We start from the raw sequence: 21,299 nt of genomic DNA, 5'->3' as shown, positions 1-21,299 counted from the left end.
CATCCGAAACGTTAGTTCCAACGTCAGTCCAGTTGCCAGCCGCCATGACGCACGTCTTCCACCGCCACCTTCGCCACACCCCGCCCGTTGCCGCCAGCGCGCAGGGCATGTTCATCCGCGACGCCGACGGGCGCGAATACCTCGATGCGTCGGGCGGCGCGGCCGTGTCCTCGCTCGGCCATGGCCACCCCGAGGTGATGGCGGCGATGCACGCGCAGATCGACACACTGGCCTACGCCCACACCAGCTTCTTCACGAGCGAGGTGGCCGAGCAACTGGCCGACGAACTCATCGGTTCCGCTCCCGAAGGCATGAGCCACGTGTACCTCGTGAGCGGCGGCTCGGAGGCGGTGGAGTCGGCGCTGAAGATGGCGCGCCAGTACTTCGTGGAAATCGGCCAGCCGCAGCGCACCCACTTCATCGCGCGCCGCCAGAGCTACCACGGCAACACGCTGGGCGCGCTCGCGGTGGGCGGCAACGCCTGGCGCCGCGAGCCCTTCGCGCCCATCCTCGTGCCGGCCACGCACGTCGCGCCGTGCTACCCGTACCGCGAGCAGCGCGCCGACGAAAGCGCCGAGCAGTACGGCCTGCGTCTGGCAGATGAGTTGGAGGCGGCCATCGTCGCGCAGGGCGCCGACCGCGTGATCGCCTTCGTGGCCGAGACCGTGGGCGGCGCCACCGCCGGCGTGCTCACGCCCGTGCCGGGTTACTTCAAGGCGGTGCGCGCGGTGTGCGACAGGTACGGCGTGCTGCTGATCCTCGACGAGGTGATGTGCGGCATGGGCCGCACCGGCTCGCTGCACGCCTGCGAGCAGGAGGGCGTGGCGCCCGACCTCATGACCATCGCCAAGGGCCTGGGCGGCGGCTACCAGCCGATCGGCGCGGTGCTGGCGCAGCGCAAGGTCGTCGAGGCCATGTCGAAGGGCAGCGGCTTCTTCCAGCACGGCCACACCTACCTGGGCCACCCGATGGCCTGCGCGGCGGCACTCGCGGTGCAGCAGGTGATCCGTCGCGACGGCCTGGTCGGCAAGGTGCGCGACGACGGCATCGCCTTCGGCGCGATGCTGGCCGAGGCGCTGGGCGACCACCCGCATGTGGGCGACATCCGCGGACGCGGCTTCTTCTGGGGCGTCGAGCTGGTGGCCGACCGCGCGAGCAAGCAGCCCTTCGACTCTTCGCTGAAGCTCCATGCGCGCCTCAAGCAAGACGCAATGGCGCGCGGCCTGCTGTGCTACCCCTTCGGCGGCACCGTCGATGGCCGCCAGGGCGACCACGTGCTGCTGGCGCCGCCGTACATCGCCACGCGCGACCACCTGCACGAGATCGTCGCGCGGCTCGCGGCCTCGGTCGATGCCGTCACGCGCGGCGCGACGCGCTGAGCGTTCGACCCCGTTCCCTTTTTCTTCAACCGCCGTCCCGAGGAGCGTTCCATGCCCCAGCTTCGTCCATCGCTTTCCATCGCCGCCGCCGCTTTCGCGCTGGCCTGTGCCGCGCTGCTGCCGACCACCGCCGCGCAGGCGCAGGCCGCCAGCGACACGCTCGCCAAGATCAAGGCCAGCGGCGCCATCACCTTCGGCTACCGCGAGGCCTCGTTCGGCTTCTCGTACCTCGACGGCAACCTGAAGCCGGTGGGCTACAGCATCGAGATCTGCAACCGCATCGTCGAGGCGGTGAAGAGCGAGCTGAAGCTGCCCGCCCTCGACATCAAGTACCAGGCCGTGACCTCGGCCAATCGCATCGCGCTGGTACAGAACGGCACGGTGGACATCGAGTGCGGCTCCACCACCAACCTGGTCGAGCGCCAGTCGCAGGTGGCGTTTTCGCCGGACATCTTCCGCTACAACGTGCGCACCCTGGTGAAGGCCGATTCGGGCATCAAGAGCATTGCCGACCTGCAGGGCAAGACCGTGGTCACCACCGCCGGCACCACCTCGTTCCGCCTGCTCCGCGCCGCCGACAAGGGCCGCAGCCTCGAGGTGAACCAGCTCTCGGGCAAGGACCACACCGACTCGTTCCTGCTGGTCGAGAGCGGCCGCGCGCAGGCCTTCGTGCTCGACGACATCCTGCTCGCGGGCCAGGTCGCCAACGCGCGCAACCCGAAGGACTTCGTCATCACCGGCGAGAGCCTGCGCACCGAGAACCAGTCGCTGATGTTCCGCAAGGACGACCCGGCCTTCAAGGCGCTGGTGGACCGTGTGGTGTCGGGCATGATGAAGTCCGGCGAGATGGAAAAGCTCTACAGCAAGTGGTTCATGTCGCCGATTCCGCCCAAGGGCATCAACATCAACTACCCGCTCAATGCCGAGACGAAGGACGCGTTTGCCAACCCGTCGTCCAAAGGAATCTGAGCGCTTCGATTTCCTCTGATTTCATGACACGCATCGCCCTCATCCACGCGCTCTCGCATTCCGTCGCGCCCATCAACGAAGCCTTCGCACGCGACTGGCCCGAGGCCGTGCGCATGAACCTGCTGGACGACAGCCTCTCGGCCGACCTCGCACGCGACGGCAAGGGGCTCGACGCGGCGATGCACGAGCGCTTCCAGCGGCTGGCGCAGTACGCGGTGGACACGGGCGCGCGCGGCATCCTGTTCACCTGCTCGGCCTTCGGGCCGTGCATCGAGGCGGTGGCGCAGCGGCATGCGGGCATTCCGGTGCTCAAGCCCAACGAGGCCATGATCGAAGAGGCCGTGCAGGGTGAAGGCCGCCTGGGCCTGATCGCGACCTTTGCGCGCACGCTGGAATCGATGCCGCCGGAGTTTCCTTCGGGCATGGCGCTCGAGCTGGCGCTGGCCGAGGGCGCACTGGCCGCGCTCGATGCGGGCGACGCGCAGCGCCACGATGCGCTCATCGCCGAACAGGCCGCCGCGCTGCGTGCGCGCGGCTGCACGCGCATTGCCCTGGCTCAGTTCAGCATGGCGCGCGCGCGTGGCGCCTGCGAGGCGGCGAGCGGCTTGCCGGTGCTCACGACGGTCGACAGCGCGGTGCGTGCGCTGCGCCGTCGTGCTTCTACAACTTCAGTGTGAGCCGCCGTTGCCGACAACCGTGAACAGCGTCGTCATCGCGACCTGCGCCGCTTCACCGCGCCCCAGCGGACGGCCCGGGCCGGCGTTGCCGCTGTCGGTTTCGAGTCCCTGCGCCAGGCGCCGGTAGATGTCCGACGACGGCATGGTCGCCGCGGTGCCGAGCGCGTCGCAGTAGGTGTCGGTGAGCACGGCGGCCAGCCGTTCGCGCTGCGCGTCAGTCAGCATGGGTGCATCGGCCGCGAAGACCGACGCCACGCAGTGCATCAGGTAGGCCTGGGTTTCGAGCGAGAAGGCCTGCTGGCGCACATAGTCTTCCACCGCGTGCCAGAAGAGGGTGTCGGAGGTGCGGCGCCAGCTTTCGAGCACCTTGCGCGACTTGGCGACCAGGTCGGCGTGCGCGTCGTGCGGCTCGCTCGGGCGAAGCGCCAGGCCCTGCAGCGTGAGCGCGGCCACCGGACCGGCCGCGCCGAGCAGGAAGCTCCAGAACTTCCAGCGCGCAAACCATTTCTTGTCGTGGGCCGGGCCCAGCGGCTCCAGCAGCCGGAAGTCGATGCACAGGGCGGCGTCGGCCTGCAGGCCGGAGGCCATGCGGTCGGCCTCCACATGGCCCTGCGCGACGATGCAGGCGCCGGCGCCGCAGCGGTCGATGTCGGCCAGGCGCTGCGTCAGCTGGCGCAGCTCGTAGGCCGAGGCGCCGGTGGCTTCGGCCACGCGCAGCATGCCGTGGCACTGCTCCCGCTCCCGCTGGCAGGGGCTCTTGAGTCGGTCTTCGACATGGTCGTCGAGCGTCGAGGGGCGTTCTTCAGCGACGCAGTCCCCGAGTTCACTCCCGGTGGTGAACGTTGACATGGATGCTCCTTCGGCCGCAGGTGAATAACTGTTACCAATATGTATTAATGCGCCGACGTCGAACATCACCTGAACTGGGTATTTCCTGCGGCCGAGGGCCTGAACAGGACCTGACCGAAGGCCTCGCGATAATCGCCGCTCTTACAAGGAGTACGCGTGGATATCGTTTTGCTGGTCAAGGCCGCTGTCATGGGCATCGTGGAGGGTCTGACCGAATTCCTGCCGATCTCGTCGACCGGCCACCTCATTCTTGCGGGCTCGCTGCTGGGTTTCGACGACGCCAAGGCCAAGGTGTTCGACATCGCCATCCAGACCGGCGCGATCTTCGCGGTGATCCTGGTCTATTGGCAGAAGATCCATTCGACCGTGGTGGCGCTGCCGCGCCAGCCCAAGGCGCGCCGGCTGGTGCTGAACGTCGTCATCGGCTTCCTGCCCGCGGTGGTGCTGGGCCTGCTGTTCGGCAAGATGATCAAGGCGCACCTGTTCATTCCGACCGTGGTGGCGAGCACCTTCATCATCGGCGGCTTCATCATCCTGTGGGCCGAGAAGCGCCCGCCCGGCTCGGTGCGCGTCGAGCACGTGGACGACATGACGCCCTGGGACGCGCTCAAGGTCGGCCTGGTGCAGTGCTTCGCGATGATCCCCGGCACCAGCCGCAGCGGCTCGACCATCATCGGCGGCATGCTGCTGGGCCTGTCGCGCCAGGCAGCGACCGACTTCTCTTTCTTCCTGGCCATTCCGACGCTGATCGGCGCGGGCGCCTACAGCCTCTACAAGGAGCGCGCGCTGCTGTCGGTGGCCGACATTCCGATGTTCACCGTGGGCCTGGCCTTCTCGTTCATCAGCGCATGGCTGTGCGTGCGCTGGCTGCTGAAGTACATCAGCACGCACAACTTCATTCCGTTCGCGTGGTATCGCATCGCCTTCGGCATCGTGGTGCTGGCCACGGCGTGGACCGGCACGGTCGTCTGGGCGGAATAAGCCTTCTTCGGTCTCAGGCCGTCGCGCCCAGCAGCGCGCCGGCGGCCTTCGCCTCCCGCCGCACGGCGATGGCGATCGGCCCGTCGATCGACGGGTCGAACCCGCCCGTGGCACCCAGTGCGGTGATCACGGCGCACACCCTTCCCGCGTAGTCGTACACCGGCGCCGCCACGGCGCTGATGCCGCGCAGGTAGGTGTCCTTCACGATGGCGCAGTGCGCCTGCTGCACCTCGCGGCGCAGCGTGCCGATGGGGTCGGCGGCATCGAGCAGCGCGCGCATGTCCGCGGTGGCTTCGGCCAGTTCCTGCTCGGCCAGCGCCACCACGCGCGACTCGTCGAGCAGGCCCAGGAAGGCGCGGCCGGTGGCCGACCACAGCATCGACATCACCGAGCCGGCGCGCACGTTCACCGTGACCGGCAGGCCCGGCTCCTCGAAGCGCACGATGGTCGGGCCCTTGTTGCCCATCACCGCGACGAAGCAGGTCACCTCCAGCGATTCGCGCAGGCGGATCAGGCAGGGCTCGGCCGCGCGGATCGGGTCGGCCTGGCGCATGGCGGCCAGGCCGATCTGGATCGCCTCGGGCCCCAGGTAGTAGTGCTGCGAGGCGGTGTCCTGGCGCACCAGGCTTTCTTCCATCAGGCTCGCGAGGTAGCGGTGCACCTTCGCCGGGCTCTCGCCCACGTGGGTGGCCAGGGCCGTGAGGCTGCTGCGCCCGCCCAGGTGCGCGAGGCCCTTGAGCACGGCCATGCCGGTCTCGGCGGACTGCACGCGCTGGCGGCGCTCGCGGGGAGGAGAAGAAGGAACCGGGGGTGCTTCAGCGGGGGAGGTCATGTCGTCGGCATCTTAGGTGGCGGCCCAGGCGGCCGGGTAAACCCGTGGATCAACGATTACGCAATGCGTATGATAATTACGCAATACACAATATCCACTTCGGAGACACCCGATGAAGAAGCACTTCGCCCGCGGCCTTGCGGTCCTGTCCCTCGCCGCCCTGGGCACCGTCGCCAGCGCCCAGACTGCCTTCCCGAACAAGCCGATCCGCTGGCTCGTGCCGTACGCGGCCGGCGGCGGCTCCGACTTCCTCGCGCGCACTGTCGCCCAGACGCTGTCGACGCAGGTCGGCCAACCCGTGCTGGTGGACAACAAGCCGGGCGGCAACACCGCGCTGGCCGCCGCCGAAACCGCGCGCGCCCCGGCCGACGGCTACACCGTGCTCTCGGCCGACAACGGCACGCTGGTGTTCAACCCGGCGCTGTACAAGTCGCTGAGCTACAGCCCCACCAAAGACCTGGCACCCGTCACGCTCATGGGCAAGTTCCCGATGATCCTGGTGGTCGGCGCCAACTCAGGCTTTGCCACCGCCAAGGACTTCATCGCGCAGGCCAAGGCCAAGCCGGGCGGCATCAACTACGCCTCGGCCGGCGCGGGCAGCCCGCACCACCTGGCGATGGAACTGCTGAAGGTCGAGGCCAAGCTCTTCATGGTCCACGTGCCGTACCGCGGTGCGGCGCCCGCGCTGGCCGACGTGGTCGGCGGGCAGCTGCCGGCCATGATGGTCGACATGGCCGCCGGCGCCGGCTTCATCAAGGGCGGCAAGGTGCGCGCGCTGGCCGTGGCCAACCCCACGCGCCTGCCGCAACTGCCCGACGTGCCCACCTTCGCCGAGCTCGGCTACAAGAACGTCGAGGCCGCCGCGCTGGTCGGCGTGGTGGTGCCCGCGGCCACGCCGGCCGACGTGGTGAACACGCTCAACCGCCAGCTGGTGGCCGCCATCCACGAGCCCTCGGTGAACAAGCGCATGGTCGACTTCGGCGTCGAGCCCGTGGGCAACACGCCCGCGCAGTACACCGAGCTGCTCAAGGCCGAGACCGCGCGCTGGCACAAGCTGATCCGCGACCTGAAGATCACGCTCGACTGAGTCTGCTGCCATGTCCGACACCGCCATGCCTTCTCGCACTTCCGGCTGCCCCATCGCGCACGGGGCGCTGTCCTCGCACAGCACGCCCACCGGCTGCCCCGTGAGCCAGCGCGCCGCCGAGTTCGACCCCTTTGAAGACGGCTACCAGCAAGACCCGCCCGAGTACGTGCGCTGGGCCCGCGAGCAGGAGCCGATCTTCTACAGCCCCAAGCTGGGCTACTGGGTGATCACGCGCTACGACGACATCAAGGCGGTGTTCCGCGACAACCTCACCTTCAGCCCGTCGAACGCACTGGAGAAGATCACGCCCACCGGCGACGAAGCCAATGCCGTGCTCGCAAGCTACGGCTTTGCGCTCAACCGCACGCTGGTGAACGAGGACGAGCCGGCCCACATGCCGCGCCGCCGCGCGCTCATGGACCCGTTCACGCCCGAGGCGCTGAAGCACCACGAGCCGCTGGTGCGCGAACTCGCGCGCAGCTATGTCGACCGTTTCATCGACGATGGCCGCGCCGACCTCGTCGACCAGATGCTGTGGGAAATTCCGCTCACCGTGGCGCTGCACTTTCTCGGCGTGCCCGAGGAAGACATGGACACGCTGCGCAAATACTCCATCGCGCACACCGTCAACACCTGGGGCCGCCCCAAGCCCGAGGAGCAGGTGGCCGTGGCGCACGCCGTCGGCAACTTCTGGCAGTACGCCGGCAAGGTGCTCGACAAGATGCGGCAAGACCCCGATGCACCGGGCTGGATGCAGTACGGCATCCGCAAGCAGATGCAGCACCCCGAGGTCGTCACCGACTCGTACCTGCACTCGATGATGATGGCCGGCATCGTCGCCGCGCACGAGACCACCGCCAACGCCACCGCCAACGCCGTGAAGTTGCTGCTGCAGCATCCGCAGGTGTGGCAGGAGCTGTGCGACGACCCGGGCCTCATTCCCAACGCGGTCGAAGAGTGCCTGCGCCACAACGGCTCGGTGGCCGCCTGGCGCCGGCTCGTCACCAAAGACACGCAGGTCGGCGGCGTAGACCTGCCGGCGGGCTCGCGCCTGTTGATCGTCACCTCGTCGGCCAACCACGACGAAGGCCACTTCGCCGATGCCGACCTGTTCGACATCCGCCGCGACAACGCCAGCGACCACCTGACCTTCGGCTACGGCTCGCACCAGTGCATGGGCAAGAACCTGGCGCGCATGGAGATGCAGATCTTCCTGGAGGAGTTCACGCGCCGCCTGCCGCACATGCGCCTGTCGGAGCAGCGCTTCAGCTACGTGCCCAACACCTCGTTCCGCGGGCCCGAGCACCTGTGGGTCGAGTGGGACCCGCGCGCGAATCCCGAGCGCGCCAATGCCGGCCTGCGCGACGTGCAGGTGCCCGTGCGCATCGGCGAGCCGTCGGCCCACGCCATCGCGCGGCCCGTGGTGGTCGAGCGCGTGACGCCGGTGGCCGACGGCATCGTGCGGCTGCGCCTCGTGTCGCCCGACGGCAAGCCGCTGCCGCGCTGGACGCCGGGCTCGCACATCGACGTGGAGTGCGGCACGCCCGAGCTGTCGCGCCAGTACTCGCTGTGCGGCGACCCCGACGAAGCCCACGCGCTGGAGATCGCCGTGCTGCACGAGCCCGAAGGCCGCGGCGGCTCGGCCTGGGTGCATGCGAACGTGAAGGTGGGCGACCGCCTGCGCATCCGCGGCCCGCGCAACCACTTCCGGCTCGACGAGTCGCTGGCAAAGGCGATCTTCATTGCCGGCGGCATCGGCATCACGCCCGTGAGTGCGATGGCGCGGCGTGCGAAGGCGCTGGGCATGGACTACGAACTGCACTACAGCGGCCGCAGCCGCGCCACCATGGCTTTCGTCGACGAGCTGGCTGCGCTGCACGGCGAGCGCCTGCACGTGCATGCGGCCGACGAAGGCCGGCGCAACGACCTGCCTGCGTTGCTGGCCACGCCCGTGCCCGGCGCACAGGTCTACGCCTGCGGCCCGCTGCGCATGCTCGAAGCACTCGAAGCGTGTTGCGCCGCGTGGCCCGAAGGCGCGTTGCGCGTCGAGCATTTCGAGTCGACGCTCGCCACGCTCGACCCGTCGAAGGAACATGCCTTCGAGGTGGAGCTGAAAGACTCCGGCCTCGTCATCACCGTGCCGCCCGACCAGACCTTGCTGACGGCGTTGCGTGCCGCCAATGTCGATGTGCAGAGCGATTGCGAAGAAGGCCTGTGCGGCTCGTGCGAAGTGCGCGTGCTCGCCGGCAAGGTCGATCACCGCGACGTGGTGCTCACGCGCAGCGAGCGCGATGCGAACACGAAGATGATGGCTTGCTGCTCGCGTGCGTGCGAGGGGCGACTGGTGCTCGAACTCTGAGGTTTTTCGCAGTGCGCATTGATTCATCGCAAGTGCCTTGCGGCCCGCCGGCCGCACAGTGAGGCGTGCCGAGTCGGCACCGAATCCAAGGAACCATGTGATGAAGACGAAAACCACCGCGGCCCTGCTTTTCACGGCGCTGCTCGCCGGCCCCGTGCTGGCCGCCACCTGCGACATCGAGATCGAAGGCAATGACGCGATGCAGTTCAACAAGACCGCCATCGCGGTGCCGGCGAGCTGCAAGCAGTTCACCGTGAAGCTCAAGCACGTCGGCAAGATGCCCAAGGCTTCGATGGGCCACAACTGGGTGCTGAGCAAGGCCGCCGACGCGCCAGGCGTGGCGGCGGACGGCATCGGCGCAGGGCTGGACAAGGCCTATGTGAAGCCGGGCGATGCCCGTGTCATTGCCCATTCGAAGGTCATCGGCGGCGGCGAGACCGATGCCGTGAGCTTCGATGTGGCCAAGCTCAAGGCCGGCGACAGCTATGCGTGGTTCTGCTCGTTCCCCGGACACGCGTCGCTCATGAAGGGCACGCTGGCGCTGGTCAAGTAACGGTCGCACCGCCCAACGGCATCCGCAGCACCACCTGCGTGTCGCCGGGCTGTGACTGCAACTGCAGTTCGGCACCCAGACGACGCGCCCGCGTGTGCAGGTTGCGCAGCCCCGCGCCGCCGCTCACGCTGTGAACCGCGAAGCCGCGACCGTCGTCGCGCACGCTGAGCTGCAGTTCGGCGCCCGCGCGCGCCACCGTCACGTCCACGCGGCGGCCCGCGCTGTGCTTGAGCACATTGGTCAGCGCCTCCTGCAGGAAGCGCATGAGGTCCAGGCTCTGCGAAGGCGCGAGCTCGAGCGTGTCGATGCCCGAGACCTTCCAGCGGCAGTCGATGCCGTTGGCGTCGAGCAGCTGCGCGCTGCGGTAGCGCAGCGGCGCCAGCAGTTCGCCGAGTGCGCGCGCACCGTCGTCGCGGCCGGTGGCGTCGATGATCAACCGCAGGTCGTCGCGCAGGCTCTTGAGCATGGCCAGCAGCTGCGGCGCGCTGAGGTTGCCGGGCGTGCGTTCCAGTGTCGCGATGCTGCCCACCAGCACGCCGCCCAGGCCGTCGTGCAGGTCGCTCACCAGGTTCACGCGCTCGCCGATGCGTGCGTGCGCCAGCTCGAGGGCGTGCTGTTGCGCGAGCGTGGCCGCCAGCTCGGCCTTGGCGGCGTTCACTTCCTCGATCAGCTCGGTGTTGAAGTTCTCGATGCGCTTCAGGCTCTGCACGAAGCGCCCGGCTTGCGTGAGCGCCATGCCCAGCAGCAGCACGTACGAGGACATGGTCGTGTAGTAGATGTTGCTGTCGATCACCTGCGTGAACACCAGCAGGTCGTGCGCGCCCGTGAGCGCCGACACCGCCATGAACGGCGCGAGCGAGCGCATCGGGCTGCCGCGGTGGCGCAGCGCGTGGAAGATGCCGGCGCTGTTCACGGCGATGATCGTGAGGCCGCCGACCAGGGTCCAGATCGCGCGGTGCGTGGGCAGGTTCGCGGTGCCGGCGAACCACAGGTCGAGCACGCCGATGATTGCTATCGCGAACGCCGCGATTTCGAGGCGCGGCAGGCGCCGCCCGGCAAAGCGCAGCACGAACACGCCATACGACATGCTGAAGAACAGCAGCAGCGAGGTGTTGAGCGCCTGCCAGCTGTGATTGCTGGCAAAGGGCCAGGGGCTGGTGGCGATCTGGTTGTAGCCGAACAGCAGCCACAGCACCGACATCGCGGCGAACCAGCCGTAGGCTGTTTCGCGCCGCCGCAGCAGCCACCACGCCGCGAAGAAGGCCGACACCGCCGCGCTGGTCGCCAGGCCGAACACCTGCAGGTCGCGCCGCATGAGCTGCTCGCGGCCGAACTCGGCCTGCATGGCGGCGGGCGTGCCCAGGCTCACCGGCCCCAGCCCGGCCTGGTAGGCCGACAGGCCCGACACGCGCACCAGCAGCGTGTTGGTGCCGGCGCGCAGTTGCGGCGCGGCCAGCAGCCAGTAGCGCGGCGAGTTCCACGCGCGCGTGAGTGGCTCGACCAGGCTGCGGTCGCGCCAGATCGCCGTGCCGTTGAGCGAGACCTCGCCGGCCATGTTCAGGTAGTGCAGCAGCAGTCCGGACTCGGTCACCGGCGCGGGCTGCTCCCAGGTCAGCCGGTACCAGACCACGCCGTCGAAACCGGGCCAGCGCGTGGCCCAGCTGTCGGGCAGGGCGACGGGCGTCCAGCCGTCGGCGGGCGGGTTCGTGTCGTCCCAGCCGGTGCCGCGTGCGGCTTCGGCGCGCAGTTCAGGAACAGCAGGTGTTTGTGCGTGTGCGCTGCCTGCTGAGAGCAGCAACCACAGGGCCCAGAGCGCAAGGCCCGCGAAGAAGAACCTCAGCGCAGCAGGCCGTGCCGTCGTCCTTGGTAGATCGCCTCGGTGCGCGAGTTGACGGCCAGCTTGCGGTAGATGTTCTTGGTGTGGCATTCCACGGTCAGTCTGGAGATCGACAGCGCCTCCGCCATGTCGCGGTTGCTCATCCCTTGCGACACGAGCTCGAGGATTTTGCGCTCGCGCGGCGTGAGTGCGACGGGGGCCAGCGTCGGCGCGTCGAAGGGCGGCGGCGGGGCGGGCAACTGCGCCGCCACCCAACCGAGGATGCGGCGTGCGATGGCCGGGTCGATCGGCGCGCCGCCTTGCTCGATGCTGCGCAGCGCGATGCTGAGCTCCAGGTCGTCGCGTTCCTTCAGCAGGTAGCCGATGGCGCCGGCGCGCAGCGCCGCGAAGATCACGGCCTCGGTGCGCCAGGCCGAGATCACCACCGCGGGCACCAGCCGGTGGTGCACGTTCATCCACTCGATCAGGTCGACGCCGCTGCCGTCGGGCAGGCCGATGTCGACCAGCGCCACGCCGAAATGCTGCTGCTCCAGCAGCGAGCGCGCGGCGGCCACGCTGTCGGCCCAGGCGATCTGGGGCTCGTCGCAGCCGAGCGTGGACAGCACGTACGCCAAGCGCTCCCGCATTGCCGGATCGTCTTCGACCACCAGCGCAGGGCTCAGCGAGACCACTTCAACGTCTTCCAGGAGAGGGGCAGACATAGGACGACATTTTTGAGCCGTGATGTACGTGGTGCAACGTTTTTTCTTAAATGAAACGACTGTTTCTAAAGTTCCTATTTGTATCTTGATGTTAATTCAAAGCGCCGACAAGCCTAATCAAGGATGACCCCTCCGCTCAGGTTGACTATTGCCCCGGTCATGGCCCCGGCCAGCGGCGACGCCAGGAACACCGCGGTGCCCGCCAACTGGTCCAGCGAGGGCAGGCGCGCCACCAGCAGGCCCTCGGGCCGCTCGGCCAGCATCTGCTCGACGGTGAGGCCCATGCGCTCGGCCGCCGGCCGAAACACCTCGCCGCTGTGCGAGCCCGCGGCCACCGCCTCGGGAATCGCGTGCGAACGGATGCAGGCGGTGCGGATGCGAAAGGCCGCCAGCTCGCCCGCCATGTGGCGCGTGAGCCCCTCCACGCCGGCGCAGGCCACGGCATGGCCGAGGTACCCCGGACCGGGTAGGCGGGAGGCCGGCGTCGACACCGACAGGATCACGCCGCCGCCGCGCGCCGCCATGTGCGGCGCCACGGCCTTGGCGGTGAGGAAGTTGCTGCGCGTGTAGGCGTGGACGGGGACGAAGTAGTCCTCCAGCGACAGCTCGGCCAGCGGCCGGCCCTGCACGTGGAAGATGCCGACGGCGTTGAACGCGAGGTCGATGCCGCCGGCCTGCTCGGCGACCTCGGCCGCGTGGCGCAGCATCGCGGCTTCGTCCAGCGCATCGACCACCGCGGCCTGCGCGTGGCCGCCGGCGGCGGTGATGTCTCGCACCACCGCATCGAGCTTGTCGCGGCTGCGGCCGGTGACGAACACATGGGCGCCTTCGCGTGCAAAGGCACGGGCGACGGCACCGCCGAGGGCTCCGCTGCCGCCGTGGATCACGGCGCAGCGGTCTTTCAAAGACTGAATGGTCGAGGGCATGAGCGCTTCTCCTTGGGATGGCGACCTGCGACATGCAGGCGCTCGTTCCAAGGACGGCGCAGGCCCCGGCGATCCGACAGCGGTGCGTGTTTTTTCAGACCTGCGGAATGCGCGGTGCAATCACGCCCGGGTCGTACCAGGTCACCGGGCGGATCTCGAACACGCCGCCCTCGAAGTCCAGCCGCCGCGCCGCATGTCGCGCCTCTTCGAGCGACTCGCACTCGACGATGTAGAGGCCCATGAGCTGCTCCTTCGTTTCGGCGAAAGGCCCGTCGGTCACCAGCGGATGCGCGGCGCCGGCGTGCCGCACGGTGGTGGCGGTGTCGGGCATCAGGCGCAGCACGGTGCCGAGCCGGCCCGCGGCCTGCAGCTCGTCTCGCAGGTCGGTGTGGCGCTCGAGCATCTCGTCTTCGACCTCGGGCGCCCAGCCGGCCGCCGCAGCTTCGGAACCGTAGATCAGGATGGAATAGAGCATCGTTCGTCCTTTGCGTGGAGGTTGTCGGAAGCGGCGCCCGCACTCAGGCGGTCGAGCAGCAGGCGGATGTGCGCGGCCTCGGCGGCGGTGCGGGCCAGCGCGAGCGCGTCGGCAAACGCACGGCGCGCTTCGTCTGCGCGGCCCAGCTGCATGAGCAGGCCGCCGCGCAGGCCGTGGAAGTGAAAGTACGCCGACAGCGGAACCGCCAGCGCATCGACCACCGCCAGCGCCGCCGCGGGCCCACGCACCTTCGCCACGGCCACCGCGCGGTTGAGCGTCACCACGGGCGAGGGCTGCAGCCGTTCGAGCCCGGCGTAGAGCCGGTCGATCTCGGCCCAGTCGGTGTCGGCCGCGCGCGCGGCCCGTGCGTGCGTGGCCGCGATGGCTGCTTGCAGCTGGTACGGCCCGATGCGGCGCTGGCGCAGCGCGGCATCGAGCAGGGCCAGGCCTTCGTCGATCGCCGCGCGGTGCCAGCGCGTGCGGTCCTGGTCTTCGAGCAGCACGACCATGCCGTCGGCGTCGAGCCGCGCCTCGGCGCGCGCATGCTGCAACAGCAGCAGGGCGTACAGGCCGGCGGTCTCGGGTTCGTCGGGAAACAGTTCGCACAGCAGGCGCGCGAGGCGGATCGCCTCTTCGCACAGCGCGACGCGCACATGCGCCGTGCCGCCGCTGGCCGCATAGCCTTCGTTGAACAGCAGGTAGACCACCGCGCCCACGGCCGCGAGCCGCTCACCGCGATCGCGCACACCGGGCGCATCGAAGGGCAGGCTAGCCGCGGCCACGCGCTGCTTGGCGCGCGTGATGCGCTGCTCCATCGCGCGCTCGCCGACGAGAAAGGCGCGCGCGATCTCCGCCACCGACAACCCCGAGACGATGCGCAGCGCCAGCGCGATCTGCTGCGCGAGCGGCAACGCGGGGTGGCAGCAGACAAAAAGCAGGCGCAGCACGTCGTCGCGGTAGTGCGACTGGTCGAGCTGTTCGGCGAGGTCGGTATCGAGGGCAGCGTCCGCATCGCCGTCATCGCTTTCCGGCAGCGGATCGTGCCGGTCGCGCCGTCGCAGCTCGTCGAGCGCCGCGTTGCGCCCCACGAGGATCAGCCACGCCAGCGGATCGTCGGGCGGCCCTTGCTCGGGCCAGTGCCGCAGCGCGCGCAGGCTGGCTTCCTGGAACCCTTCCTCGGCCGTGTCCAGGTCGCGGAAGTAGCGCAGCAGCGCCGCCACCGCGCGCGGACGCGCGGCGGTCAGCGTGGTGGCGATCCAGCTCAGCTCGGTGGTGGTCATCGTCGGCGCGGTGCGTGTCGCTTCTGTTCCTTCGACGGAAGGTTCAACCCCAAGGACGCGCCAGTATGCGGCGGGCCGACAGCGGTGCGCAAAAAAAGTCCGCGTGGACAATGCGGCGCATGCCCGATCTCCACGCCCTGACCCGGCAGTTCCCGCACTCCGGCCGGCTCGACGCCATCCTGCTGCGCCCCGCGCGGCGTGCGCCTGTCGAATCGGTGGACGAGGTGCTGGCGATCGAAGCGCAGGGCCTGGCAGGCGACCGCAGCAGCGCCGGGCGCGGCGGCGGCAAGCGGCAGGTCACGCTGATCCAGGCGGAGCACCTGCCGGTTGTCGCGGCGCTCGCGCAGCGCATGGACGGTGTCGACGCCGGCCTGTTGCGCCGCAACCTCGTCGTGTCGGGACTCAACCTGCTGGCGGCGCGCTCGCTGTTTCGCGACCAGCCGCTGGTGCTGGCGCTCGGGCCCGAAGTGCTGCTCGAGATCACCGGGCCCTGCGAGCCTTGCTCGCGCATGGAAGAACTGCTGGGCGCCGGTGGCTACAACGCCATGCGCGGGCATGGCGGCGTGACGGCGCGGGTGCTGCGCGGCGGTGTGCTGCGCGTCGGCGATGCGGTCGCCTGCCGCGTGGGCAGCAGCAGCGCCTGAGCGCCACCTACATCAGGTTGCGCAGCGACGCCTCGATGGCCGCCGCCGTGGCCAGCGGCTTTTCCATCGGAAACAGGTGGCTGCCGTCGAGCATCGTGATGCGGCCCTTGGTGACCTGCTCGGTCATCGCCATGCCCACCTGCTTCATCTCGACCGACTGGCGTCCGCCGATGAACGCCACCTTGCACTTCAGCGGGTGGCGGCGCAGCAGCCCGCCCAGCGTGTGGGGCAGGGTGTTGTAGATCGCGGTTTCCACGTCGCGGTCGAAGCTCAGGGCGCGCGTGTCTTCGCTGTCGAAGGTGCCGTGGTCGATGTAGTCGTGCAGCACCTGCTCGTCCCACTTCGCGAACGCCTTCTTGCTGCGGAAGTGCTCGAACACCGCCTCGCGGTGCTCCCAGCTGTTGCGGCGCTTGCGGCTGGTGGCGCCGGGCGACATGCTCTTCATGAACGGCGTGCGCTTGACCACGTTGAGCGTGTTCGCGCGCCAGCCGCCGAGGATCGGCGAATCGATCAGCAGCACGCCGCGCGCCAGCTCGGGGTGGCGCGCCGCGCACATCAGGCTCAGGAAGCCGCCCAGCGAATGGCCGATGAGGAACACCGGGCCGCCCGCGCGGTCGGCGCGCAGCTTGGCGAAGTCGGCCAGCTGCTGCACGAGGTGCGGCCAGTTGTCGGTGACGGGGTACTTCGGGTCGTGCCCGAATTTCTCGATGGCGTCGACATCAAAGCCCCGGTTGCGAAGGCTGTCGAGAACGACGCGGTAGGTGCTCGCCGGAAAGCTGTTGCCGTGCGAAAAGATGACAGGAGGCACGGACAGATTCAGATGAGCTTTTCGTCGGGCGTGGAGATCTTGCGCAGCGGGCTGTGGCGCGTGGCCGGCATCCGCAGCGGGTGGTCGGTGGCGCTGTCGTCCCACACCGGGTCTTCGATGCTGTCGAACACTTCGCGCAGCTTCTGGCCCCAGCTGTTGTGCATCATGCGGTAGTAGGGGTTGTCGGCGTCGATGCAGATCACGCGGTCGGTTTCGAGCTTGTTGGCTTCGTACACCACCAAATCGAGTGGCAGGCCCACCGACAGGTTCGACTTCATGGTCGAGTCCATCGACACCAGCGCGCACTTGGCGGCTTCGTCGAGTGGCGTCTCGGGCGTGAGCACGCGGTCGAGCACGGGCTTGCCGTACTTCGATTCGCCGACCTGGAAGTAAGGCGTCTCGGTGGTGGCTTCGATGAAGTTGCCTGCGGCGTAGACCAGGAACAGGCGCATGCCTTCGCCCTTGACCTGTCCGCCGAAGATGAACGACACGTTGAAGTCCAGGCCCGCATGCTTGAGCGCCTCGGCGTCGCGGTCGTACACGTGGCGCACGGCCGAGCCCAGCACGCGCGCGGCGTCGAACATGCTCTTGGCGTTCCAGATGGTGATGGGGTCGCCCTGCGAGCCGTCTTCGCGCGTTTCGCGCAGCTCTTCGATCTGCAAAATTTCGCGCACCGACTGCGAGATGCTCAGGTTGCCCGACGACAGCAGCACCATGACGCGGTCGCCCGGCTGTTCGTAGACGATCATCTTGCGGAAGGTGCTGATGTGGTCCACGCCCGCGTTCGTGCGCGAGTCGGAGAGAAACACCAGGCCGGCGTTGAGTTTGATGCCTACGCAATAAGTCATGGGTTCGCCTTGCAGGAACTGGGCCCGCTCATGCGGTACTGCGTTCACGTGCGTTCAGTTTCTGGAGGGCATAGAGCGCGTCGAGGGCTTCGCGCGGGCTCATGGTGTCCGGGTCGAGGGCAGCCAGCGCGGATTCTACGGCGCTGACCATGGGGGTTTCGGCGGCGGGCGGGGGCGCAAACAGGTCGACTTGCGCACGCGTTTGCGCATGCTGCGATTCGAGCGCGTCGAGCGCCTGCCGCGCATGGTTGACCACCGCCGCGGGCATGCCCGCGAGGCGCGCCACCTGGATGCCGTAGCTCTTGCTGGCCGGGCCCGGCTGCATCTCGTGCAGGAACACGATGTCGCGGCCTGATTCAGTCGCGCTCACGTGCATGTTCACCGCGCCGTGGTGCGTGGCCGGGAACTCGGTGAGCTCGAAGTAGTGGGTCGCGAACAACGTGAAGGCCTTGCTGCGGTCGTGCAGCTGCGCCGCGATGCCGGCCGCCAACGCCAGGCCGTCGAAGGTGCTGGTGCCGCGGCCGATTTCGTCCATCAGCACCAGCGACTGCGCCGTGGCGCTGTGCAGGATCTGCGCGGCCTCGGTCATCTCGAGCATGAAGGTCGATTGCGCGTTGGCCAGGTCGTCGGCCGCGCCGATGCGTGTGTGAATCGCGTCGATCGGCCCGAGCCGGCAGGCCGTGGCCGGCACGTGCGAGCCAATGGAGGCCAGCAGCACGACGATGGCCACCTGCCGCATGTAGGTCGACTTACCGCCCATGTTCGGGCCGGTGATGATCTGCATGCGCTGTTGCGGCCCCATCTGCGTGTCGTTGGCAATGAAACCGCCCGACGACTTCTCGGCCAGCCGCGCCTCCACCACCGGGTGGCGGCCCTGCTGGATCTCGATGCACGGGTGCGACACGAACGTCGGCGCGCGCCAGTTCAGCGTGTGCGAGCGCTCGGCCAGTGCGCACAGCGCGTCGAGCGCGGCGATGCCGCCGGCCAGTTGCGTGAGCGCGGGCACTGACGGCTGCAGTGCATCGAGCAGCTGTTCGTACAGCCACTTCTCGCGCGCCAGCGCACGGTCTTGCGCGCTCAGTGCCTTGTCTTCAAAAGCCTTCAGCTCGGGCGTGATGAAGCGCTCGGCGTTCTTCAGCGTCTGGCGGCGGCGGTAGTTGTCGGGCACCTTCGAGAGCGCGCTTTGCGTCACCTCGATGTAGAAGCCGTGCACGCGGTTGAACTGCACGCGCAGGTTGCTGATGCCGGTGCGCTCGCGCTCGCTGATCTCGAGCTTGAGCAAAAAGTCGTCGCAGTTCTCGCTGATCTCGCGCAGCTCGTCGAGCTCGGCGTCGTGGCCGGTGGCGATCACGCCGCCGTCGCGCACCAGCGCCGACGGATCGGGCTTGATCGCGCGCACCAGCAGGTCGGCACAGCCGGGCGGCGGTGCGAGGCGTTCGGTGATCTGCGCCAGCAGCGCGGCCGCGCCCGGCAGCAGCGGCGCCAGTTGCTCGGCCTTTGTCAGCGCAAGCTGCAGCGCCACGAGTTCGCGCGGGCGCACCTGGCGCAGCGCGATGCGCGCCGCGATGCGTTCCACGTCGCTGGTGTTCTTCAGCTGCTCGCGCAGCGTGCGCCAGGGCGCGGCAGTGGCGCCGGGCCCGGGGGACTGCAGCGCACCGATGGCATCGAGCCGGCCTTGCGCTTCGCTGCGGTCACGGCGCGGCGAGAGCAGCCAGCGCTTGAGCAGGCGGCTGCCCATGCCGGTCATGCAGGTGTCGAGCAGCGAGAACATCGTGGGCGAATCTTCGCCGCGCAGCGTCTGCACCAGCTCGAGGTTGCGACGCGTGGTCGGCGGCAGCTCGATCAGGTCGCCGTCGCGTTCCACCGACAGGCGTTGCACGTGCGACAGCGCGCGGCCCTGCGTGTGCTCGGCATAGCCCAGCAGCGCGGCGGCGGCGGCGTGCGCGTTGCCCAGCGATTCGGCGTTCCACGCCGCGAGGCTGTGGCTGCCCATCTGCTCGCTGAGCTTGCGCTCGCCCAGGCCCGGGTCGAACTGCCAGGCCGGACGCAGCGACAGCGTGAACGGCACGGCCGCGCGCGCGGCCTTCAGGCGCTGTTCGAACGCGGGCGTGACCTCGGCGCTGTACAGCAGCTCACTCGGCGCGATGCGCGCGATCCAGGCTTCGAGCGCATCGGCCGGGCATTCGGCCAGGCGCAGCTCGGCACCCGTCACGCTGAGCCAGGCCAGGCCGCAGAAATTGCGCGTGCCCGCATGCACCGCGAGCAACAGCGAATCGCTCTTGTCGTTGAGCAGTTCCGAATCGGTCAGCGTGCCGGGCGTGACCACCCGCACCACCTTGCGTTCGACCGGCCCCTTGCTGGCGCCGACCTCGCCCACCTGCTCGCAGATGGCCACGGATTCGCCGAGCTTGATGAGCCGCGCGAGGTAGGTGTCGACCGAGTGGAAGGGCACGCCGCACATCAGCACCGGCTGCCCGGCCGACTGGCCGCGCTGGGTGAGCGTGATGTCGAGCAGGCGCGAGGCCTTTTCGGCATCGGCCCAGAACAGTTCGTAGAAATCGCCCATCCGGTAGAACAGCAGCGTGTCCGGATGGTCGGCTTTGAGGCCCAGATATTGCGCCATCATGGGCGTGTGCCCGGAGAAGTCGCTGAGGGAAGGGGCGGGGTGGGCAGTCGTCGTTTTCACTCGGGCGATTATCGGGGACGGGCGAGCAGGGATCAGCCGACGGTCAGCGTGACCGGCTTGCTGACGCGGCTGAGCATTTCGACCCGCGCATCGTTGATCTGCTTCTGCGACGCGGCGTGCAGGCGACGGGCCTTGGTCGGCGCAAAACCCAGTTCAAGGAAGAGGTTGGCGCCCGGCGGGGTGACGTGGCGGATGGCGGTGTCGGTCGTCATGGATTGTTTTCCTGGGATGGATCGCCGGGCGGTCATGTGCTTCTGGCCTGGCGCGGCATTGTCGAGACGGCCCGCGCAGCATCGCACCGCCAAATACCTTTCCGGTTCCGAGGATGTGAACTTTGTCTGGAACTGACGCGGATCAACGGCGCATCGTGGCTGCGGCTCAGAACTTTGAATCCGGAAGTTGCATCCGAACGTAGTCACGCGCATGACCGCGCGGACGCATAAGAACTTTGGAGGGAGACCCCAGTGAGCTTCGAGAACATCCGGAACCGATTTCAGGTGCCTGCCCGCAAGGGCGCCAGGGTGGTGGTGCGCGGGCAGACCGGCACCGTGACCACCGTGCGAGGGCTCACGCTGCGCGTGCGGCTGGACGGCATGCGGTGGTCGCAGCCGTACATGCCGGACGAGCTGCAATGGCTGCCGGCCGACGCGCCCGAGGCGCCAGAACCGGACGGGGAGGCCGAAGGCGACCACTGACGCGGCCGGCGGCCCGCACCGCCCCTCCTAAAATCCATCGGCGCAAACCCCGCGTGAAGAACAAAGGCGCCCATGGCCCCCTCGGATGAAATCAAAGGCCCTGCAGCGGACGCGCTCCCGGACACCGCCACCTTGCCCGCTGAACTCGCGGCGCTCTATCTGTGCATGTCGCCGGCCCAACTGGCGGACCTGCGCAAGTCGAAACGGCCCGAAGGGCGCCCGGGCACGGGCAACAGCGGCCCGTCCGTCATCCGCCCCGTCGAAGGCACGGGCGGTGCCAAGGACCCGGCGCTCTACCAGCTCGGCACGCTGCGCGAATTTGCCAAGGCGCACGCTGCCCCTTCCGCCTTCGATACCGCGCTGAACACCGGCCTGCTGGGCTGGGTCAGCGCCAAGTTGCCTTTCTTCGCCGAGCGCGAGCCTCGCATCAAGCGCGGCAAGCGCGTGCTCATCGGCGGCGCCTGGGACCGGGCAGATCCGCTGCGCGAGCAGCGCTTCGTGGCGCTGGCCAAGGGCCGCATCCGCTTCACGTCGCTGACGTGCGCGGAAGCCGCGGCAAGCCTGTGGGCCGACGTGGAAAGCCACCGCGTGTTCGCCGACAAGGGCTTGGCCCTGCTCGCGCGCGAGACACAAGCCATCGAGGCTTCGCTGGCCGAGACCGTCGCCCTGGCCGCGATCGCACCGACCGATGCGGCTGCCTGACTTCATCTCAA

General features: G+C 68.8%; 21 protein-coding genes. 10 read left to right on the top strand and 11 right to left on the bottom strand.

Features of this window, described 5'->3' with window-relative positions; all coding sequences use genetic code 11:
• The first annotated feature begins 44 nt into the window (after positions 1–44).
• Genes RZE79_RS21180 through RZE79_RS21170 form a run of 3 tightly spaced genes read left to right on the top strand, consistent with a single transcriptional unit; the run spans position 45 to position 3,025 of the window.
• The gene (locus RZE79_RS21180) at positions 45–1,379 is read left to right on the top strand and encodes an aspartate aminotransferase family protein (RefSeq protein WP_319356685.1); all 1,335 of its coding nucleotides are present in this window, start codon (positions 45–47) and stop codon (positions 1,377–1,379) included.
• 51 nt (positions 1,380–1,430) lie between these two features.
• Positions 1,431–2,348 carry an amino acid ABC transporter substrate-binding protein gene (locus tag RZE79_RS21175; RefSeq protein WP_319356684.1) on the top strand — a complete coding sequence of 306 codons (918 nt, stop codon included), beginning with the start codon at positions 1,431–1,433 and terminating at the stop codon, positions 2,346–2,348.
• 23 nt (positions 2,349–2,371) lie between these two features.
• A complete protein-coding gene (locus RZE79_RS21170) occupies positions 2,372–3,025 on the top strand; it encodes an aspartate/glutamate racemase family protein (RefSeq protein WP_319356683.1) in 654 nt (217 codons plus the stop codon).
• Here RZE79_RS21170 and RZE79_RS21165 read toward each other — a convergent pair.
• A complete protein-coding gene (locus RZE79_RS21165) occupies positions 3,017–3,874 on the bottom strand; it encodes a hypothetical protein (protein ID WP_319356682.1) in 858 nt (285 codons plus the stop codon). The two genes, RZE79_RS21170 and RZE79_RS21165, sit on opposite strands and share 9 nt — an antisense overlap.
• A gap of 156 nt (positions 3,875–4,030) precedes the next feature.
• Between RZE79_RS21165 and RZE79_RS21160 the strand changes: the two genes are divergently transcribed.
• Positions 4,031–4,855 carry an undecaprenyl-diphosphate phosphatase gene (locus tag RZE79_RS21160; RefSeq protein ID WP_192192793.1) on the top strand — a complete coding sequence of 275 codons (825 nt, stop codon included), beginning with the start codon at positions 4,031–4,033 and terminating at the stop codon, positions 4,853–4,855.
• A 13-nt stretch (positions 4,856–4,868) separates the two neighbouring features.
• Here the strand turns inward: RZE79_RS21160 and RZE79_RS21155 are convergent, their stop codons facing one another.
• On the bottom strand, positions 4,869–5,687 hold the full coding sequence (locus tag RZE79_RS21155; RefSeq protein ID WP_319356681.1) for an IclR family transcriptional regulator: 819 nt from the start codon (positions 5,685–5,687) through the stop codon (positions 4,869–4,871).
• A 112-nt stretch (positions 5,688–5,799) separates the two neighbouring features.
• Here RZE79_RS21155 and RZE79_RS21150 point away from each other — a divergent pair, with 112 nt between their 5' ends.
• From RZE79_RS21150 to azu, 3 genes are all read left to right on the top strand, one after another.
• Complete coding sequence (locus tag RZE79_RS21150; RefSeq protein ID WP_319356680.1) at positions 5,800–6,774, top strand: tripartite tricarboxylate transporter substrate binding protein; 975 nt, start codon at positions 5,800–5,802, stop codon at positions 6,772–6,774.
• Between the two features lie 10 nt (positions 6,775–6,784).
• Entirely contained in the window at positions 6,785–9,133 is a 2,349-nt protein-coding gene (locus tag RZE79_RS21145; RefSeq protein ID WP_319356679.1) for a cytochrome P450/oxidoreductase, read from the top strand.
• Positions 9,134–9,233: 100 nt separating this feature from the next.
• Positions 9,234–9,686, top strand: coding sequence for an azurin (azu, locus tag RZE79_RS21140; protein WP_319356678.1), 453 nt, complete (start codon positions 9,234–9,236; stop codon positions 9,684–9,686).
• Here azu and RZE79_RS21135 read toward each other — a convergent pair.
• The 5 genes from RZE79_RS21135 to RZE79_RS21115 all read right to left on the bottom strand — a co-directional run bounded on the left by RZE79_RS21135 (position 9,679) and on the right by RZE79_RS21115 (position 14,905).
• The gene (locus RZE79_RS21135; protein WP_319356677.1) at positions 9,679–11,484 is read right to left on the bottom strand and encodes an ATP-binding protein; all 1,806 of its coding nucleotides are present in this window, start codon (positions 11,482–11,484) and stop codon (positions 9,679–9,681) included. The genes azu and RZE79_RS21135 overlap by 8 nt on opposite strands.
• A gap of 38 nt (positions 11,485–11,522) precedes the next feature.
• Positions 11,523–12,224, bottom strand: coding sequence for a response regulator transcription factor (locus RZE79_RS21130; RefSeq protein WP_153282949.1), 702 nt, complete (start codon positions 12,222–12,224; stop codon positions 11,523–11,525).
• Positions 12,225–12,337: 113 nt separating this feature from the next.
• Positions 12,338–13,150, bottom strand: coding sequence for an SDR family oxidoreductase (locus RZE79_RS21125; RefSeq protein WP_319356676.1), 813 nt, complete (start codon positions 13,148–13,150; stop codon positions 12,338–12,340).
• Between the two features lie 94 nt (positions 13,151–13,244).
• The gene (locus tag RZE79_RS21120) at positions 13,245–13,625 is read right to left on the bottom strand and encodes a YciI family protein (protein ID WP_099791208.1); all 381 of its coding nucleotides are present in this window, start codon (positions 13,623–13,625) and stop codon (positions 13,245–13,247) included.
• Positions 13,607–14,905: an RNA polymerase sigma factor gene (locus RZE79_RS21115; protein ID WP_319356675.1), complete on the bottom strand. Its 1,299-nt coding sequence runs from the start codon at positions 14,903–14,905 to the stop codon at positions 13,607–13,609. The genes RZE79_RS21120 and RZE79_RS21115 overlap by 19 nt, the downstream gene beginning before the upstream one ends.
• A gap of 119 nt (positions 14,906–15,024) precedes the next feature.
• Between RZE79_RS21115 and RZE79_RS21110 the strand changes: the two genes are divergently transcribed.
• Positions 15,025–15,549 carry an MOSC domain-containing protein gene (locus tag RZE79_RS21110; protein WP_319356674.1) on the top strand — a complete coding sequence of 175 codons (525 nt, stop codon included), beginning with the start codon at positions 15,025–15,027 and terminating at the stop codon, positions 15,547–15,549.
• 7 nt (positions 15,550–15,556) lie between these two features.
• On the opposite strand, the gene RZE79_RS21105 is transcribed toward RZE79_RS21110, so the two are convergent.
• From RZE79_RS21105 to RZE79_RS21090, 4 genes are all read right to left on the bottom strand, one after another.
• Positions 15,557–16,363, bottom strand: a complete 807-nt coding sequence (locus RZE79_RS21105) for an alpha/beta hydrolase (protein ID WP_319361244.1) — start codon at positions 16,361–16,363, stop codon at positions 15,557–15,559.
• A gap of 2 nt (positions 16,364–16,365) precedes the next feature.
• Complete coding sequence (locus RZE79_RS21100; protein ID WP_319356673.1) at positions 16,366–17,205, bottom strand: proteasome-type protease; 840 nt, start codon at positions 17,203–17,205, stop codon at positions 16,366–16,368.
• Between the two features lie 28 nt (positions 17,206–17,233).
• Positions 17,234–19,831 (bottom strand): DNA mismatch repair protein MutS, encoded by a 2,598-nt coding sequence (mutS, locus tag RZE79_RS21095; RefSeq protein ID WP_319356672.1) that lies wholly within the window; start codon positions 19,829–19,831, stop codon positions 17,234–17,236.
• Between the two features lie 92 nt (positions 19,832–19,923).
• The gene (locus RZE79_RS21090) at positions 19,924–20,103 is read right to left on the bottom strand and encodes a hypothetical protein (RefSeq protein ID WP_319356671.1); all 180 of its coding nucleotides are present in this window, start codon (positions 20,101–20,103) and stop codon (positions 19,924–19,926) included.
• A 285-nt stretch (positions 20,104–20,388) separates the two neighbouring features.
• On the opposite strand from RZE79_RS21090, the gene RZE79_RS21085 reads away from it, so the two are divergent.
• Positions 20,389–20,586 carry a polysaccharide deacetylase gene (locus RZE79_RS21085; protein WP_153282957.1) on the top strand — a complete coding sequence of 66 codons (198 nt, stop codon included), beginning with the start codon at positions 20,389–20,391 and terminating at the stop codon, positions 20,584–20,586.
• Between the two features lie 132 nt (positions 20,587–20,718).
• Positions 20,719–21,288 (top strand): hypothetical protein, encoded by a 570-nt coding sequence (locus RZE79_RS21080; protein WP_319356670.1) that lies wholly within the window; start codon positions 20,719–20,721, stop codon positions 21,286–21,288.
• The last annotated feature ends 11 nt before the right edge of the window (positions 21,289–21,299 follow it).

Origin of the sequence: Variovorax sp. EBFNA2 (assembly GCF_033802765.1) — a bacterium.
GTDB classification, from domain to species: Bacteria; Pseudomonadota; Gammaproteobacteria; order Burkholderiales; family Burkholderiaceae_C; genus Variovorax; species Variovorax paradoxus_H.
The sequence above is the reverse complement of the archived record's forward strand: the minus strand, read 5'-3'. Positions and strand labels throughout refer to the sequence as shown.